General features: G+C 69.4%; 15 protein-coding genes and 1 pseudogene. 3 read left to right on the top strand and 13 right to left on the bottom strand.

The genetic code is table 11. From position 1 onward, the window contains the following. Window positions 1–28 precede the first annotated feature (28 nt). From OG975_RS45250 to OG975_RS45190, 13 genes are all read right to left on the bottom strand, one after another. Entirely contained in the window at window positions 29–1087 is a 1059-nt protein-coding gene (locus tag OG975_RS45250; protein WP_406335567.1) for an aliphatic sulfonate ABC transporter substrate-binding protein, read from the bottom strand. A 44-nt stretch (window positions 1088–1131) separates the two neighbouring features. Continuing rightward, window positions 1132–1863, bottom strand: a complete 732-nt coding sequence (locus OG975_RS45245) for an ABC transporter ATP-binding protein (RefSeq protein WP_406335566.1) — start codon at window positions 1861–1863, stop codon at window positions 1132–1134. Next, on the bottom strand, window positions 1860–2747 hold the full coding sequence (locus OG975_RS45240) for an ABC transporter permease (RefSeq protein ID WP_406335565.1): 888 nt from the start codon (window positions 2745–2747) through the stop codon (window positions 1860–1862). The genes OG975_RS45245 and OG975_RS45240 overlap by 4 nt, the downstream gene beginning before the upstream one ends. Continuing rightward, window positions 2744–3640, bottom strand: a complete 897-nt coding sequence (locus OG975_RS45235; RefSeq protein WP_406335564.1) for a TauD/TfdA dioxygenase family protein — start codon at window positions 3638–3640, stop codon at window positions 2744–2746. Before OG975_RS45235 ends, OG975_RS45240 begins: the two co-directional genes overlap by 4 nt. A gap of 623 nt (window positions 3641–4263) precedes the next feature. After that, window positions 4264–5382 (bottom strand): LLM class flavin-dependent oxidoreductase, encoded by a 1119-nt coding sequence (locus OG975_RS45230; RefSeq protein ID WP_406335562.1) that lies wholly within the window; start codon window positions 5380–5382, stop codon window positions 4264–4266. Continuing rightward, on the bottom strand, window positions 5379–6212 hold the full coding sequence (locus OG975_RS45225; protein WP_406335561.1) for a DUF1684 domain-containing protein: 834 nt from the start codon (window positions 6210–6212) through the stop codon (window positions 5379–5381). Before OG975_RS45225 ends, OG975_RS45230 begins: the two co-directional genes overlap by 4 nt. Before the next feature lie 155 nt (window positions 6213–6367). Next, complete coding sequence (locus OG975_RS45220) at window positions 6368–7768, bottom strand: NtaA/DmoA family FMN-dependent monooxygenase (RefSeq protein WP_406335559.1); 1401 nt, start codon at window positions 7766–7768, stop codon at window positions 6368–6370. After that, window positions 7765–8874, bottom strand: coding sequence for an LLM class flavin-dependent oxidoreductase (locus OG975_RS45215; protein WP_406335558.1), 1110 nt, complete (start codon window positions 8872–8874; stop codon window positions 7765–7767). The genes OG975_RS45220 and OG975_RS45215 overlap by 4 nt, the downstream gene beginning before the upstream one ends. Window positions 8875–9178: 304 nt before the next feature. After that, entirely contained in the window at window positions 9179–10441 is a 1263-nt protein-coding gene (locus tag OG975_RS45210; RefSeq protein ID WP_406335556.1) for a vanadium-dependent haloperoxidase, read from the bottom strand. A gap of 123 nt (window positions 10442–10564) precedes the next feature. Then, window positions 10565–10639, bottom strand: a complete 75-nt coding sequence (locus tag OG975_RS45205) for a putative leader peptide (RefSeq protein ID WP_406336743.1) — start codon at window positions 10637–10639, stop codon at window positions 10565–10567. A 281-nt stretch (window positions 10640–10920) separates the two neighbouring features. Beyond that, the gene (locus OG975_RS45200; RefSeq protein WP_406335555.1) at window positions 10921–11838 is read right to left on the bottom strand and encodes a TIGR03564 family F420-dependent LLM class oxidoreductase; all 918 of its coding nucleotides are present in this window, start codon (window positions 11836–11838) and stop codon (window positions 10921–10923) included. 285 nt (window positions 11839–12123) lie between these two features. Continuing rightward, a complete protein-coding gene (locus tag OG975_RS45195) occupies window positions 12124–13647 on the bottom strand; it encodes a PQQ-binding-like beta-propeller repeat protein (protein WP_406335554.1) in 1524 nt (507 codons plus the stop codon). Window positions 13648–14025: 378 nt separating this feature from the next. Continuing rightward, window positions 14026–14550 (bottom strand): MarR family winged helix-turn-helix transcriptional regulator, encoded by a 525-nt coding sequence (locus OG975_RS45190; protein WP_406335553.1) that lies wholly within the window; start codon window positions 14548–14550, stop codon window positions 14026–14028. Between the two features lie 40 nt (window positions 14551–14590). On the opposite strand from OG975_RS45190, the gene OG975_RS45185 reads away from it, so the two are divergent. The 3 genes and pseudogenes from OG975_RS45185 to OG975_RS45175 form a co-directional block, all read left to right on the top strand. Then, window positions 14591–15523 (top strand): EamA family transporter, encoded by a 933-nt coding sequence (locus OG975_RS45185; protein WP_406335552.1) that lies wholly within the window; start codon window positions 14591–14593, stop codon window positions 15521–15523. Window positions 15524–15623: 100 nt separating this feature from the next. Continuing rightward, window positions 15624–16604 carry a phosphotransferase enzyme family protein gene (locus OG975_RS45180; protein WP_406335551.1) on the top strand — a complete coding sequence of 327 codons (981 nt, stop codon included), beginning with the start codon at window positions 15624–15626 and terminating at the stop codon, window positions 16602–16604. Window positions 16605–16739: 135 nt separating this feature from the next. Continuing rightward, window positions 16740–17012: pseudogene (locus OG975_RS45175) on the top strand (hypothetical protein); the annotation flags it as partial. Window positions 17013–17416: the final 404 nt, after the last annotated feature.

Raw genomic sequence — 17416 nt, 5'->3', positions numbered from 1 at the left:
GAGTCCGTGGTGAGGTGGACGACCCGGCTCAGCCGACCTTGAGCTTCGAGCTGTCGTAGCCGGCCGGGAGGAGGTTGTCGGTGATCGACGAGACGTCGACCTTTTTGGTGATCTGACCCGCCTCCAGGAAGGCGTCGGCGAGCTTCTGCTCGGCCGCGATGTCCGACTTCTCCACCGGGGTCACCCGGGTCTCGAAGGTCTTGAGGGAGGCCTTGGCGTCGGCCAGGGGGATGCCCTCCTCCTTGGAGATCGCCTGCGCGTACTTGTCCTCGTGCTTGATGGCCCAGGCGAACTCGTGGGCCAGCCGCTTCAGGACGTCCGTGAGGGCCGCCCGCTTCGTCTTGTCGTTCAGCGACTTGTCGGTCGCGACGTAGTAGCTGCTCGTCTGGTCGATGGGCGGGAGGCCCTTCGCCAGGATCCGCGCACCGTTCTTGACCGCGATCGCCGACTGTGGGTTCCAGATCGACCAGGCGTCCACCTTGCCGGTGTTGAACGCGGTGGCGCCGGCCGCCGGGTCGAGGAAGACCAGCTTCACGTCCTTGGGGGTGAGGCCGACGCTCTTGAGCGCGTTCAGGGCCAGACCGTGGGCCGAACTGCCCTGCGGGACAGCGAGCTTCTTGCCCTTGAGGTCCGCGAGCGTCTTCAGCGTCGAGCCCTTCGGCACGATGATGTTCTCGTTCGCCTGGGTCGGCCTGAGTGAACGGTTGACGGCGACGACCTTGAAGCCGTACTCCTTCGCGGCGCCCGTGATCGGTGGAACGTCGCCGACGCTGCCCAGGTCGATGTCGCCCGACGCGGCCGCCTGCACCAGCGGGGGGCCATAGGTGAACCGGGCGAACTTCACCTTGTAGGGCGCGTTGTCGAACACGCCGGTGATCTTCGCCAGCTCCTGGCTGCCGTCACCGCCGTTGTCACCGATGGTGAAGGTGTACTTCTTCCACTCGGGGTGACTGTCGGCGCTCGATCCACCGGCACTGCTCAGCGGCGCGGCGGCCTCCGACGTCGACGCGCAGGCGACGAGGGTGCTTCCCAGTGCGAGCAGGCCGACGGCGGCGGCGAGTCGGGACGTTCTTCCGGGCAGGGACATGGACATGAGTTCTCACGTGCCTTCTGTGCTGTGGGTGGGAGAGATCAGTGCTGGTTGGCGAGACCGAGGTCTCCCAGGAGGGCGGAGCGGAGCTCCTCACGGGCGACGCTCGCCTCGCGGTCGGCGGGCGAGAGCCCGACAAGGTGCGACGTGCCGATGCGTCCGTTGCTCATGACGACGATGCGATCCGCCAGCGCGATCGCCTCGTCGACGTCGTGGGTGACGAGCAGCATGGCCGCGTGGTGTTTGCTCCGCAGAGCCCGCACGAGGTCGTGCATGCGCAGCCGTGTGATCGCATCCAGCGCGGCGAACGGCTCGTCGAGCAGCACGAGTTCGGGCTCCGAGACGAGCGCCCGCGCCAACGACACCCGCTGGGCCTCGCCGCCGGAGAGTTCCTTGGGCCATGCCTTCTCGCGGCCCGCGAGGCCGACCTCGGCGAGCACGTCGAGGGCTCGCTGCTCCGCGTCGGCTCCGTGCAGGCCGAGGGTGACGTTGCGCAGAACCCGCTGCCACGGCAGCAGACGGTCCGCCTGGAACACGATGGCGCGCTTCGCCGGGACCTCCACCCGCCCTCCGTCGGGACGGTCAAGACCGGCGAGCAGTCGCAGGAGTGTGCTCTTGCCGCAGCCGGAGGGGCCCAGCAGGACCACCAACTCCTCGTCGGCGATGGCCAGTTCCAGGTGATCGAGGACGACCCGGTCACCGAACTGACGGACCACCTTCTCCACGACCGCCCCGGCCTGCCGACGGGGCCGCGTCTCAACCGTCGTACTCATGCCGCCTCATAACTGGGACGCCACCGCAGCAGCACCCGCTCGAGAACCCGGACGAGCTGGTCGGAGAGCAGACCGAGCAGCGAGTAGATCACCAGCCCCACGAAGACCTGGTTGGTCTGGAGGTAGGTCTGCCCTTGAGTGATGAGAAAGCCAAGTCCCTTGTCGGCGTTGACCGTCTCGGCGGCGACGAGGCCCAGGACGCTGTACGCGAGGGAGAACCGGAGGCCGACCAGGAACCCCGGCAGGGCGCCGGGCACCAGCACCCGCGTCACCAGGCGCCAGGTGCCCGCGCCTGTCGTCCGCGCCATCTCGATCAGCCGCTGGTCGACTCCGCGGATCGCGGCGAACAGGTTGAGATACATCGGGACGCCGGCACCGAACGAGATCAGCAGCACCTTCGTGAGCTCGTCGATGCCGAACCATACGATCATCAGTGGCAGCACGGCCAGCAGCGGGATCGTGTTGAAGATCTGCACGACGCCGTTGAACAGATATTCACCGCTGCGCAGCAGCCCGCCGAGCACCCCGGTGAGGATGCCCACCGTCAGACCGAGCGAGAGACCGATGCCGGCTCGTTGCAGCGAGATGGCCAAGTCCGGCCCGAGTACGCCTTGTTGCCACAGGTCGACGGCGGACTTCACGATGGAGGTCGGTGCCGGAGCGTAGGTCTTCGCCAGCACTCCGGCCCTGGCGAGGAGTTCCCAGGCGATGAGGATCACGACGGGAGTCGTGTAGATCCCCAGCGGCCAGCGCAGGCGCTGCCGGAGCGTGCTGAACAGCGTCTGTCGGCGGGCGTCGCGCGGCAGGAAGACCTCCCGTCGCCGCGCGCTCGTCGTCTCGGCAATCGACCCGACGGCCGGCGCCTTGAGACCGATGTCGGTCATGCCGCCACCTCCAGGACGCCGGTGTAGTGCGAGGCGTCGCCGACGAGTTGCTCGCTGGAACGACCGTCGACGCCGACCGGCACGTCTCCCGCGACCGTCACCCGGTTGAGGCGACGCGGGTGGTCGTCGTAGTTGTCGACCGCGTAGTGCTGGGTGATCCGGTTGTCGAAGATCAGCAGCTGGCCGGGGGACCAGGTCCAGCGCAGGATGTTCTCCGGACGCGTCACGTACGACTGGAAGATGCGCAGCAGGTCGGCCGACTCGCTGCTCGACAGGCCGACGATCCGCTTGGCGAACCCGCCGAGGAACAGCCCGCGCTCACCCGTCAGCGGATGCACCCGCACGACCGGGTGCTCCGCCTCGTACGGCGTCGACACGAAGGCCCGGTCGTACTCCTCGCGCAGCGCCGTCGTGGCCGAAGTGCGGGCGTAGTCGTACTGGTTGGTGTGCACGACGCGCAGCGAGTCCGCCAGGGCGCGCAGCGGGTCGGGCAGGTCGCGGTAGGCCGCGGCCGCGTTCGCGATGAGCGTCTCGCCGCCGTACGGCGTGGTCACGAGGGGCCGGAGCGTCGTGAGCTGCGGCGGGTTGAGCACGAAGGTGACATCCGTGTGCCACACGTTCGACTTGGACGACTCACTGTCGACGGCGAGTACGTTCGTCGTACCGTCGGCGGCCGGCACGTTCGGGTGGGCGGTCGTGAGCTCGCCGAACCACCCGGCGACACGCTCCTGACCGGCGTTGTCGAGGTGCACGCTGTCGAACACGATCGCCTTGTGCTCGTTGAGAGCGTGCCGGAGCGCCGTGACCGTCGGGTCGTCGGGCGGCGCCGTGAAGTCGACGCCCTCGACGACCGCGCCGATGCGGCCCGTGAGTTTGCGGATGGATGGAGACATGAGGGGATCCCTCTCGAGGATTTGGGCGCGACGAAGTCAGTGGTCGGTCCCGTCACGATGCGAGGGACCGACGACTACGCGAGAAGAGCCGGATACAGGGCGAGCCGCGGGGCGGAGGTCGTACGACGGAAAAATTCACCGAGTCCGCACCGCTACCACAACAGGCCATCGGGCTGACGGCACATCGCTTCGCCGGCCTGCGCACTTCTCCCCTGAACAGAGAGGGAAGACGGAGTGAGAAGCCGGAAGAAGGGAGGCGGTCAGGCGGCGGGTACGACGTTCCGGGCACGCACCGCCGTGCGGGCCGCTTTCCGGGTCAGCGACAACAGAACGCGCTGGAGACGTGCGCCAGGTCGATGTGGCGCCGTCGAGTCAGATCAACGCGCGGGGTCATGAAACGGGAGTTCAGCAGACGTCCACCACTTCGGTCAAGAAGTTCCGGAATAGGTCTTGCATTGCGGACACGTGGAGCTTCTTCGCCCCTGCGGATCCGCCGGAAACCCCTCCCTGATCCCAGAACAACGACGACGTCACCTTCGGCAAGGGCAGCCCTCACCTCTGCCTGGGCACCCGTCATCCGCAACAGCAACCGGGCGGGCGTGGTCTTGCCCCCACCCCTCTGGTCATGCCGGGACGGCTGCCGGTCCCGTGCCCCGCGCCGAACCAGTGGCTTCGGACCGGCCGTCCGGACTGTCCGCGGAGGCGGTCTCCGCGGCCGGTCGCCAGCCGAGCTCGGGCGCGATCAAGTGCCGGACATCGTGCAGGATCTGCTCGTAGTCGGCCCGATGGAACTCGTACGGCAACTCCAGGCGCAGCTCCGACACGGCCGAGACCACGGGATCCGCGGCCAGTTGCTCCAGGATCTGCTCCGCGGTCCCCACCACGTCCGAGGCGAACAGGATCCGCTTGTCGCCTTGCGGTGCCAGGGTGCGCCGGTGCCGGCCGGCCGCGTAGTCCCGGTAGCGGGCCCGGGTGGTCGCGTCGGCACTGTCGAACGGCACGATCACCCGTCCGAGCGCCACCCGCGCCGGCCGGTCGTCGGAGATGGAGCGCCGGTACTCGGAGATCAGGGTGAGCTGGGCCGTGGTGAAGTCGTCGGTGCCTTCGCCGGTGACGATGTTGCCGCTCAGCAGGTTGAGGCCGTGCTCGGCGGCCCACCGGGTCGAGCGCAGGCGGCTTCCCCCGTACCAAGTGCGGTCCACCAGGCCGGGGTTGTGCGGTTGCAGCCGTGGCCGCTGGGTGTTGCCCGGCGACTGGATCACCGTGTCCGGTTCCCCGAGATAGTCGCCGCGCAGGTTGTTGATGACGCGGGCGACCCTGCCGTAGGAGAGGTCGAAGCTGCGCCAGTCACCGTCGTACACCAGATCGCCGAGCAGCTCGGCGTGCGGCATGCCGGTGCTGAACCCGACCTGCAGCCTGCCTCGGGACAGCACGTCGGCCAACGCCAGGTCCTCGGCCAGCCGGAACGGGCTCTCGTAGCCGATCGGGATGACCGCGGTCCCCAGCTCGACCCGCTCGGTGCGCTGGCCGGCCGCGGCAAGGAACACCGCGGCCGAGCCGACACCGTGTTCGAGATGGCGCTGCCGGATCCAGGCGCCGTCGAAGCCGAGCCGTTCGCCGTACTCGAACAGCTGCAGCGTCTCCTCCAGACCGGTGTACGGGTCGTCGTCGGCGAAGTTGCCCGGAGTGAGGAAGGCCAATGAGCTGATCGTGGGGATGCTGCTGTTTGTGGGGATGCTCATGACTCGCTCCGCGCGCTCCGCTCGTGGGGGATCTTCTCCCCGGCCTCGATCGACACGGGCAGCCGGTTCTCCGCCGGCGGCAGTGGGCAGGTGGCCAGATCGGTGTAGGCGCATGGCAGGTTCGCCGCGCGGTTGAAGTCCAGTTCGACCGTGCCGTCCGCGGCCGGTGGAGCCAGCACGAGGACCCGGTTGGCCGCGTAGGTGGTGACCCCGGAGGTCGCGTCGGTGAACAGCACGTTCAGACTGCCCGGAGCGTGCCCGGGGAACGCGGTGAGCGCCAGCGCCAGCCCCGCCAGCTCGAACTCGACCCGGCCCGGCGCGTCGTACACGTGCTCCAGTCCCTCGACTGCGGCACCCACGATCGTGGGGCGCGGCTCGTCGAAGGCCACGTAGCGGCCGGTCACGGCCCAGCGAGGGTGGGGTGCGTAGGCGGGAGTTCCGGTGAAGGCGGTGCGCAGCGGTGCGTTCGGGTGCCGGGGGCGGACGATGTCGTGCCCGCCGCGCTTGGCCACCTCGATCACGGCGTCGCCCCAGACCGCGCTGACACTGCCGCGCTCCGGGAGCACCCCGAAGCGGTGCTCGCCCTGAACCGGGGTTCCGTCGACGACCAGTTGCTCGCCGTCATCGAGGACTACGGTGATCCCGTCGGCGCCGGTCGACCATGCTCCGGGAGCATCCGGGAAGCGTTGCGGCTGGTCGCTGAGCCAGTGCAGGTGGGTGATCGCCAGGAACCCGTGCGGGTCGCCGATGCGTGCTTCCTGCCCGCGATGCCACTCCTGCCAGTCGTGAGTGAAGGCCTGAAGGTCCGCCTGGGCATCTTGAACGGTCACGTGTGCTCCTTGTCGTGGGCCGGCGTACGTCCTGACAGCTGCTGCCCGGGATCGCCGCGAGCAGCTCGCGGGTGTAGTCGTGGCCGGGGTTGGTGAACAGCGAGTGGAACCGGCCCACCCCGAGGGGGTGGGCCAACGTCGCGGAGGAGGGGCGGTCAGCCGGCCTGTTGCCGGTCGGTCGTGGAGCGGTGGGTGAGGGGTTCCCGCAGGCCCAGGTGCTCGCGCAGCGTCGTACCCGTGTACTCGGTGCGGTAGACACCGCGTTCCTGCAGTGCGGGGACGAGCAGGTCGACGATGTCGTCGAGGCCGTCGGGGATCAGGTACGGCGTGACGTTGAAGCCGTCGACGGCGCCGTGCCGGACGAAGTGGGCGAACTTGTCCGCCAGTCCCGCCGGAGTGCCGACGTGGCCGCGCTGGGGACCGAGCGCGATGACGGTCTCGCGCAGCGACCACCGGTGCGTCTCGGCCTTCTCCCGCCACTCGGCGACCACCTTGCGCGGGTCGGTGATACGCCGCGCGCCGAAGGAACCGTCGTTCTCGGCGACGACCGGATCCTCCTTGGGCAGCGGCCCGTCGGCGTCGCGATCGGAGAGGTCCAGGCCCCACAGGAGTCCGGCGATGCCCAACGCGGTTGCCGGGGTGACCTGTTGGAGGCGGATCCAGTGCTTCTTCTCCAGGGCCTCCTCCTCCGTGGCCCCGATGATGATCTCCGTACCCGGGAGGATCCGCAGGTCGTCGTCGGGCCGGCCGACGGCCCGCAGGCGGTACCGGAGGTCGTCGGCGAAGGCGAGCGCGTCGTCGAAGTCGCTGCCGTGCGCGGAGAAGATGACGTCGGCGTTGCGGGCGGCGAAGTCCCGGCCGTCGCCGGAGTCCCCGGCCTGGAAGATCACCGGGTGGCCTTGGATGCTGCGCGGCAGCGTGGGCGCGAGTTCGACGTCGAACTGCGGCCCCTTGTGGCGGACTTGGCGTACGGCGCCGGGTGCCGCCCAGGCGGGGGCGCCCGGGGAGCTGGAGACGGCCCCGTTCTCCCAGCCGTCCCAGATCGCGCGGGCTACGGTGAGGAACTCCTCGGCACGCCGGTAGCGGTCGGCGTGGTCGAGGTAACCGCCGCGGCGGAAGTTGGCGCCGGTCCAGGCGTTGTCGGTCGTCACCACGTTCCACCCGGCGCGGCCCTCGGAGAGCAGGTCGAGACCGGACAGACGGCGGGCGAGGTCGGCGGGTTCGTTGAAGGTGGTGTTGGAGGTGCTGACCAGGCCGATCCGGTCGGTGACGGCGGCCAGTGCGGCGAGCTGGGTGATGGCGTCCGGCCGTCCGGCGACGTCGAGGTCGTGGATCTGTCCGTCGACCTCGCGCAGCCGCAGCCCCTCCCCCAGGAAGAACGCGTCGAACAGGCCCCGTTCGGCGGTCTGGACGACGCGCCGGAAGTTGGCGGGGTCGATCTGGGAGCCGCTGGCCGGATCGGACCAGATGGTCCAGTGGTTGACGCCCTGGAAGAAGACGCCGAAGTGGAGCTGGGCGTCCGGGCGGGGGACGTCGAGGGGGTCGGTGCGGGTCATCGGGTCTCCTCAAGCGCCTCGAACGCCGCACCGGCGGCGTAGCGGTTGGCGGGCCGCTCAAGGCCCAGGTGGGTGCGCAGGGACGCGCCGGGCAGCGGGCGGACTGCGTGGCGCCGCTCGAAGAGGTGGGGAAGGACGAGCCGGGACAGCTCGGGCAGGTCCTCGTCGAGCACCAGCGGGTGCAGGCGGACTCCATCCACAACGCCCCTCAACTCTCCAAGGAGCGCGGCGAGTCCGGCGGCGGAGCCGATGTGGCGCAGCCGTCCGCGGTCGGTCCAGGGTGTGTGCCGTTCGAGGTCGGCGACGCGTTCGTCGGCCGTGGCAGCCACGGTGTCGAGGGCTACCTCGACCTCGGCGAAGGTACGCGGAGTTCCGGCGGCGGCCGCGGCCGCAGTGACCGCGGCGACGTCGCGGCCCTCGACGAGGGCGACGTCCAGTTGCTCGGCGGGCACGAGGGCGGGGCGGCCGAGCACGACGAGTTGGCCCTGGGGCGGACGCGGCACGATCGCCGGGCCCTTCACGGCGTAGGTGTCGCCGGTGAAGTCGACGTAGTGGAGCCGGTCGCGGTCGAGGTAGCGGCTGGTGGCCACGGAGCGGATGACCGCGTCGTCCTCCCAGGAGTCCCACAGGGCGCGGACGACCTCCACGCCGTCGCGGGACTCGCGTACGCGGGCGGCGGCGCCGTCGACGCGGGGGCGGTCCCAGGCGCGGGCCGCCTCGGGACGTGCCTCCTCACTCACCACCCATCCGGCACGCCCGATCGAGATGTGGTCCAGGGACGCCAACTGGCTGGAGATGTGGAACGGTTCGGCATAGGTGACCGGGACGACCGGCGCGATGCCGATGACGCTCGTCGACGAGGCGAGGAAAGCGGCCCGCTCCACCGCGCCGATGCGGCCGACCACGTCAGGCGTGTCGCCGGGCGGGAGTGCGCCGTCCTCCAGGGTGAGCAGGGTGAACCCGGCATTCTCCGCGGCAGCGGCGACGCGGGCCACTCGGCGCGGGGTCAGCAGGTGGTCGGGCGAGTGGGCGGCGCGGCGCCAGGCCGCGGGGTGGGCGCCGTCACCGTCGAGTTCGACGGCGAGCCGCAGGGCGGGGCCGGACATGGAGTTCCTTCCGAGGGCACAACGAGACGGCCGGCCCGACGGGCCGACAGGGGTCAGAGATGTGCGGAAGGACAGACGGCGGAGGCGGTGCGGCAGTAGTCGACGTGCCGCCGGATGATCAGCCACGTACCCGTGCCGGCACCGTGCGGTGCGGCGCCACGTACGCGCATCGGGGCCTCCACCCGTCCGGGACTTATCGCTTCAACCTACGCCGCCGGCCCTGGAAGATGTCAAGACCATTAGATGTACGCGCATACAACAGCCGCCATGGCGGGCCCGCCACCTCCGTCGGCAGCGGCCTCGCTCACAGCGTGCCGAACAGGCGTGCCGCATGGTGCAGGGTGTGCGCCGCGACCCGCTTCCCGAGGACGAGGCCGGCCTCGTCGGCCGAGCGGGTGTGGATACCGGAGTACACGCGGGCATCCAGGTTGTCCTGGGACAGCTGGCTCCAGGCCGTGTAGGTGCGGGTCACTCCGGGAGCAGTGGGGCTGGTGAGATCGAAGGGGGCCGTACGAGGCCCGGTGAGCGCCGTGAGGACCGTCTCCGCCGACCCCGCGTACGTGTTGTGGCCGCTGGGGTAGTCCGGGTGCGCCGGCGTGACGTGCAGTGGCGTCCACTCGGAGTCGGGGTCGATCGTGCCGGTGCGGATCGCGGTGACCGGGCGCCAGCGCAGGTAGGCGTACTTGCTGTCGGAGGTGGCGATCTGCGTGTCCACCAGGGCGACGTGGAACAGTGCCACCAGGCCGGCCTGACCCGCGGTGGACCGCGATGACCGGGCGAGGGCAACCCGCAGCGGCTCGGTGTAGAGCGTCAGCGACGAGCCGAACCAGAAGACGGCGGTCTCGGTCTGCCGCTGTGTACGTATGGTGCTGTCCACGGCCCCGTACGCGCGGACCTCGGCCAGGTCGGCACGGTAGCGCGCGGAGTCCAGGGCGGGCGGCGCGGACAGCCGATACTGGTCGGGGCCGTGCAGCAGGAAGGGCCTGGCGATCCTGTTCCCGTACTGAGCGGCCGGGGCGTAGGCGGGCGGGGTCGGCTGCCACACACCGGGCGCCGCCGGCGGCACGGTGAACGGCGCGTTCACCGACGCCGGGTCAAGGCCGTCGCCCTCGCGCGAGGCCCGGACCAGCCGTGCCTGGCGGGCCCCGGCCGCCACGCCCGGCGACTTGGCCGGTCCGTCGGGAACACCGGCCAGCGTCGCACGCAGCGCGGCATCCAGTTCCTGGGCGCGGGACGGTACCAGGGCCACCAGCGAGTCGTGCACGGCGGACGCCAGGGCCGCGTCCTGGAAGTCGCTCCGGTCGACGCCGGGCGGCAGCTCACGGACGGCGCGGGCCGCCGCCAGCCAACTGATGGCCCAGGTCCGGTTGTTGGTGATCTGGGTCGTGGCACCGCCGGCCGCGACGGTCGCGGCCGTCGTGTCGTACCAGTCGAGCGCGACGGACGGGCGCGGCTGCCGTTCGTCCGCCACGGCGGGCGCGGCGGTCGGGACGGGCACGGAGGCTGCCGGCAGGGCGGCCGAGCCCAGCGTCACAAGAGCGGAACGGCGGGTTCTGAGCGGGTTCACGAGTACTCCTTCGTGGACGTGCGGGTGACTGCTGTTTCCGGGCACGCACAGGCGCGCACGCACACCAAGGGAACCGATGCGAGCGGCGGGGCGGCATAGGAGCGGCGGCGGTGCGGTGAGGAGTCAGCTACACAGCGCGGTGGCCACACGCATCAGATCGACGGCGCGCCGCCGAGTGAACCACCGAGAGAACCGCATGCCGGTGACGCTATCCACGGCCCAATTCCCGGTCAACGGGCGGCTGTTGGTCACTCCGCATTGCAACGACGTCTTCGCATCACCGCCATGCGCCCGTCACCCGGGCAGGTGCGCGGACCCGACGGCTGCACGACGGCCCCGGCCGGCAGAGGCAGGAGGACCGCGTTGCCGAACGCCGTGTGGTCGCGTGGCCGAGCTCGGCGTTCTCCATGGGTCTCGTCCCGCCTTCGCGCCCTGGTGCTGACCGGAAGAGACCTCAACCCGCCCCGGTCCAGGGCGCCTCAGCCGTTCGCCAGCTCTCCGAGCAGCTTCCAGGTACGGCGTCGGTCCGCCTCACCACCCAGGTCCGTCGCGGTGAACACCACCTCGGTCGCCCCGGCCTCGCGGTACCGGAGCACCTCGGCTGCGACGGTCTCCTCGTCGCCGATGACGGCGAGGTCCACGGCCCGGGTGCCGCCGGAAAGCCCGATGACCCGCTGGTAGGACGGAAACTGCTCGTAGAACGCGAGGGTCCCGGTCGCGGTCTCCCGTACCGCCTCGACGTCGGCGGTGACCACGCCGGGCACGAAGGCAACGATCCGGGGCGCCGGCCGGCCCGCCGCCTCCGCCGCCGCGGTGACGGCCGGGACGATGTGCTCGGCGAGGGCGCGCGGGCCGGCCAGGAGCGGAAGGATGCCGTCCGCGAGTTCGCCGGAAGCGCGCAGTGCCTGCGGTGCCATGGCGGCGACCAGCAGCGGAACCGGCGGATCGGCGCCCGGCACCGACGCCGGCAGCGGTGTGGTGGCGGTCAGCAGTTCTCCGTGGAAGTCGGCGCCGCCCGTCTCCACGAGTTGGCGCAGGACGGTGAGGAACTCCCGGAGCCGGGCGATGGGGCGCTCGTACGGAATGCCGAAGCCTGCCTCGGTCAGATGCTTCGTGCCGAGCGCGAGCCCGAGGTGGTAGCGGCCGCCGGTGGCGGCCTGAGCTGTCTGCGCCTGACTGGAGACGAGCAGCGGATGGCGGCCGAAGACGGGGATCGCAGCGGTCCCGACATGCAGCCCGGGCACCTCGCGGCCGACTATCGCAGCAAGCGAGGGAGAGTCGTACGCGAAGGTCTGCCCGAACCATGCGGAGCGCAGTCCGGCCTCGCGGGCCTCCCGCGCGAGGTGCACCGTACTGTCGATCCGGTTCTGGAGAGCGAGCGCTACGCCGATGGTCATACACAGGGCAACCGGCACCCGTGTGACGGGCATTCCTGCTCGTGTATGACGAGCTCGTGGCGGCCTCGTGACAGCGCCATGCGTTCGTCCCTCGACCCGGACACGGTCCTGCGGTACACGGATGCCGAGTGGCGGGTCTTCGCGCCAGGGAGTTCGATCTGGAGGCGGAGCCGCACAATGGCGGGATCGTCGCGGAGCAGCGGAGCGGTGATTCGGTGAAGGGGAGGCGGTCGGGGCGGACACACCGACCGCCTCCCCTTTTCGACTCTTCGAGTCTTGGATCTTCTACTTGGCGCTCCGCATCGTGGCGCTGCTCGCGATACCGAGGAAGGCCCGTACCGGATCCTCCGGATACTTGAAGTCCGCGACGAGCTCCCGCTTCGCGAAGTACACACGGCCCTGCTCGACGATGATGTCCGACTTGTCTGGATCACCGAACTGGCGGTCACTGCTGCTGTCGTCCGGCAGGCGGAACAGCAGGAACGGGGTCTCCTTGCCCGTACGCGGATCCAGGCTGATCACCGCCGAGGGGCCGATGTCGTCGCGAGTCGCGCGGTAGACCAGGAGCTGGTCGCCGCTCGTCCTCAGCGGATAGATCGGCTGATCCTCGCGCCCGTTGAACTTGCGCAGCGTCTTGCCCGTCGCGACATCGAACCCCATGATCCAGTTCGCCTCCTGTCCGCTCTCGGACCCCACCTTGCTGGCGACGAAGATCTCGGTGCGCCCCACGACCATCGCGTCACAGTTCTCCACCACGCCGAAGCGCGACGTGCCGGAGTACCGGACGCCGCACATCGGGTCGTAGCTCTCGCCGTGCAGGGAGATGGTGGCGCTGTGCTTGCCGTCCGCGTCGAGGGTGATCAAGTCGGTCACCGTGGTGTCCCCGGCCCCGACGGCGAGCACCGGCGGATCGGACGAGGGGAGATAGACGGTCGTGATGCCCTTGCCGACCTTGTACGTCCACTTGGCCTTGCCCGTACGGGGATTGAGCTTCTGCACCTCGTACGTGACGTCGGGCATGGATCCGCATCGGACCAGGGCGAGAAGCGCGCGCCCTCCGGCGAACCCGTGGTCCTCGCACTGTGAGACGCCCGTGCTCTTCCAGAGCTGCTTGCCGTCCTTCATGTCGTACGCCACCGAACCCTGATCCCATGCCACGGCGACGGTGCCCCGCGTCATGGTCAGGTTCGTGTTCGTCACGAACGCGGAGGCGGCCTCGGGCATCTTCGACTGCCAGAGCTTCTTGCCGGTGTCGATGTCGAAGAACACCACCTCGTCACAGACGCCCTCGGTCGGGGACCCCTTGGGCTTGGGGGGCTGGACGACGACGGCCGTACGACCGTCCGCGGTCACATGCTTGGTCGTCGCGCAGATATGGCCGCCGAGCTTGAGGGTCCACGCCTTGTCACCGCCGTACCGGTCGACCTTGAAGCCCACGATCTCGTCGGCAATGCCCTTGGCGAAGATCTTGCCGGTTGCCCAGGTGCCCGGCGTATAGCGGGGGTTGACATCCGTGGTCTTCTCGAGGTGCTCCACCATCCAGCCGGCGGCCAGTTCACCCTCGGGCGTGCTCGGGAGCTTCTCGACCGTCTCCCTGATCTCGTCGGGGGCTTGCGGAGCCGCCGTCTCCTTGCCGCTTGCCGGGGTCTTGTCGCCGGTCTTGTACATCAGGAGCCATCCGCCCGCGCACAGCACCACGACGAGTACGGCGGCCACGGCGCCGATCAGTCTCGTACGGCGCTGTCTTCGGTCGGTGTCCGCCGCCAATACGGATTGGGTGTACGGAGAAGGAGGCGGGCCGAAGCTCACGCGCGGAAGTCCTTTCGATGAAGCCAGTTCGGTCTTGGGGGAGCCCCCTACTATGCCCGCTCGTTGATCGTCTACATGCGGGGGGCAACGTCGCTGTCTCGATCGCTTCGTTTGTCCGCATCGGTGGTCAATAGTGGGCGCGCGTACGCCACTTCTGGGAGTGCCGTGGACTCGGCCCGGTGAACAGGGCTGTCCAGGAGCGCTCCAACGCGGCCACTGACAACACAGCCGATCCAGGGGCCAACGCTTGTCGCCAGATGTGAATGCTGAACTCGTCGCGGAGATCGGCCCGTTGTTCCGGCGCCCAAGGTTGAGGAACAGGCTGAGCAGCCGCGCGCGTACCTCCTTGCACTGGTCACCGCCCGGAACGGGTGCGGGTCATTCGCCGCCGGGAGGGCGCGGATGTTCCATGCGGGAGAGCCAGGTCGTGAGCAGTGTTTCGAGCGTCTTGGCCTCGGCGGGGGCCAGCAGGTCCAGCAAGTGGCGTTCGTTGTGCATGTGGTCGGTGAACGCGCGGTCGATCAGCTCGCGCCCGGGCTTGGTGAGGGCGACGATCCGGCCGCGTTGGTCGTCGTCGGAGCGGCGGCGGGTGACGAGTCCGGCCCGCTCCAGGCGGTCGATTCTCTTCGACATCGCGCCGGTGGTGACCATGGTGTGCGCGGCGAGCTCGCCCGGTGCCCGTTCGTAGGGCTGACCGGCGCGGCGGAGGGCGCACAGGACGTCGAACTCCCCCTCACTGAGACCGTAGCGGCCGTACACGAGGCAGAGTTCTTCGGTGAGCTGGTCCGCCAGGCGGTGCAGTCGGCCGATCACTCCCTGCGGGGTGACGTCGAGGTCGGGCCGTTCGCGGCGCCAGTCGGCCTGGATGCGGGCTACACGGTCCAACGGTTGCCGGTCTTCCATGGACACCATGATAGCTTCCCAGGAAGCTATATTATCTTCCATGGAAGCTAATGCACGTTGGGTGGCACTGACCGCGGTCGCACCGGTGGCATGGGGGACCAACTATTTCGTCACGCACGAGTTCCTCCCCGCCGACCGCCCGCTCTACGGGGCTGCTCTGCGTGCGCTGCCCGCCGGCCTCATCCTGCTGGCCTTGTGCAGGCAGCGGCCGCGTGGCGCATGGTGGCGGCGATCCGCGGTGCTCGGGCTGCTCAACGTGAGCGTGTTCTTCGTCCTCGTCTACGTCGCTTCCCAGCTGCTGCCGACGAGCATCGCCTCGACGGTCATGGCGGTGTCCCCGCTGACGATGATGCTCATAGCCTGGGCCCTGGTGTCCGAGCGGCCCCGGACCGCCCACCTGGCCGGCGCCGCGATCGGGCTCGCCGGGGTGTGTCTCATGCTGCTCACGGGGGTGGAAAGGGTGAGCGTGCCGGGAGTCCTCGCCTCCGCCGCCGCCATGCTGGTGTCGTCCTTCGGCCACATCCTGGCCAAACGGTGGAGCGCCGACGCCGACGTACTCGCCTCGACCGCCTGGCAGCTCACCGCCGGAGGCCTGTTCCTGCTCCCGGTCGCCGCAGCCGTGGAGGGCCCTCCCCCCGCGCTCTCCACGCCGGCGCTCCTCGCGTTCGGCTACGTCACCCTGGTCGCCACCGCACTGGCCTTCGCCGCCTGGTTCACCGGACTGCGGCACCTGCCCGCAGGAACCGTCGGCCTGATCGGACTGCTCAACCCCGTCACGGGCGTACTGCTCGGCACTGCGGTCGCCGCCGAGGTGCTGACCGTTCAGCAACTGTGCGGACTGGTCCTGGTCCTGGCCGGAGTCGTCCTCGGCCGGCCCAGGCGCGCAGGCCGACGCGGAAGCAGTCAGGCACCCGCCCATTCTGTCTCTGACGAGCGTCCCGCGCGAGAGCCATCTGCTGGCAATCCCCGATGAGTGCGCGGGGTTCCGGGGATCAGGCACAAATTCGTGAGAACGAAATGCCCAAGGGACCCTAAAATCATCGGTGACCTTCAGCACCTGGAGAGGCACCTGCATGCATGACACAGCCGACTTCATGGCGGACATCTATGCGCTCGGCACCGGACCGTGGACGATGACGCCCGTCACCCGCGGCGCACTGGGCCAGATCTGGAAGTTAACCGGAAACGGCTCCTCATGGGCAGTGAAAGAACTCCTCTTCGGCTGCGACAAGCAGCAGGTCCACCGGGAAGCCGCGCTACGGAACGCTGCGGAAAGGCTAGGCATCGTGTCGCCAAGATTCATTCCGAATCGTGACGGCGAATACGTCTCACAACTCCCTCCCCCGTTGGGCGGCTCCTATGCAAAGCTGTACGACTGGGTCAACGGTACTGAGGCAGACGCCTCCGACCCGGAAGTCCTGAGCTGGTTCGGCCGGACCCTGGCAGTCCTCCACATGGCCGGAAAGGGCGCGACCGGGACACCAAACTCCTGGTACGAGGAGTGCCACCTGGATGCCGACTGGAAAGAACTGCACAAGGAGATTCGCCAGGCCGGCCTCCCGTGGTCGCAGGCGCTGGGCCAATTCGCCTCCACCTCGGCGGCAGAGCTGACGCACCATGTGACCCCGTCGGACCCTGGTGATTTGGTGACGTCACATCTCGACCTGCAGCCCCAGAATGTTCTGGTCGGTCCGGCCGGGCCGGTTCTCCTCGACTGGGACAACGCGGGATCCACATCGGCGGAACGCGAGCTCGCACGAGCCATTTACGTATGGTCGGGCGGGAACCAGTTCAACGCGGATTCCGCTCGGCGATTGGCACGCGCGTATGTGGATGCAGGAGGTCGTGCGACCGTGAAAGGCCTGGATTCGTTCTCGATGCTCTTCGCAACGGCCTTGAACTATCTTTACGTGCAGGCCGAGTGCGCGATCGATCCGACTGTGACCGCCGCGCAGCGGGAGTTCGCGAGCGGCCAAGTCGTCGCCTCCCTGCGGAACATGCCGGACCTGGCCGCGGCCTCCCGATTGGTCAAGGCCCTTGAGGCCGAGTGGTGACCGGTCAGTCACCGAGGTCCTCGCAGGCCACTCACGCGTTGTGTGGAATCTGGCCGACAATCCGGCACCCGCAGGCTCGGCGCCGCGCTGATTTCGGAGTGCGAACTGGATCGGGAGAGTGTCACAGTCACTGTCGTGACCTTGATGGACGTACTCGTCGACTTCTCCAGCACTGGCCGGATCGGGCCCCTGAGCTGCGGAATGTCCCTGGCTGAGGCTGAAGACCTCCTCGGCCCGGGGCGCCCGCACCCCGCCCACATCTTGAAGGGGCCCGATGTCGACGGCTACCCGTACTCCTGGGCCGGTCTGCGGCTGGTGGTCACTCAGCGGGCCGTCACCGGAATCTGGGTCAGCCTCTGGCCCGGTTCGACCGCCAAGCTTCCGCCGCTCGTCCTGCCCGATTCCGAGTAGTGCCGATCACGGTGCGGCACGTGGTTGTCCCGTCCCGGCACGGCGTCCTTCGTCGCCCAGCAGCGAAACGGCTCCCCACTTCGTGGGCTGCGCGCGTGGCAACGGCCGTACGGGAAAGGTTGATTGCCGACGGAGCAGAGGGGTGCGCCGAGTGGTCCGGCCATGGAGACCACCGAGTGTCCCGACGGGTGTGACGGCGGCCAGGGCGACGGCCGAGCGAGGCGCGCGAGGCATTGCCTCCCTCCCGGTCCTGCTGGTGCGCCGTCACCAACTGTGGTTACCTGACCCCATGACCGTGCTCGTGACCCGCCGCCACGTTGACTACGTGCGTGTCACCACCACGTCTTGTTCCGCCGTGAGCTGACGCCCCGCTCCGGCATCTGATCCCCCCTCTTCACCAC

The sequence above is a fragment of the Streptomyces sp. NBC_00203 genome, from assembly GCF_045206325.1.
In the GTDB taxonomy this organism is placed as follows: Bacteria; Actinomycetota; Actinomycetes; order Streptomycetales; family Streptomycetaceae; genus Streptomyces; species Streptomyces lutosisoli.
Note: the sequence above shows the minus strand (reverse complement) of the source record. Positions and strands in the feature narration are given on the sequence as shown.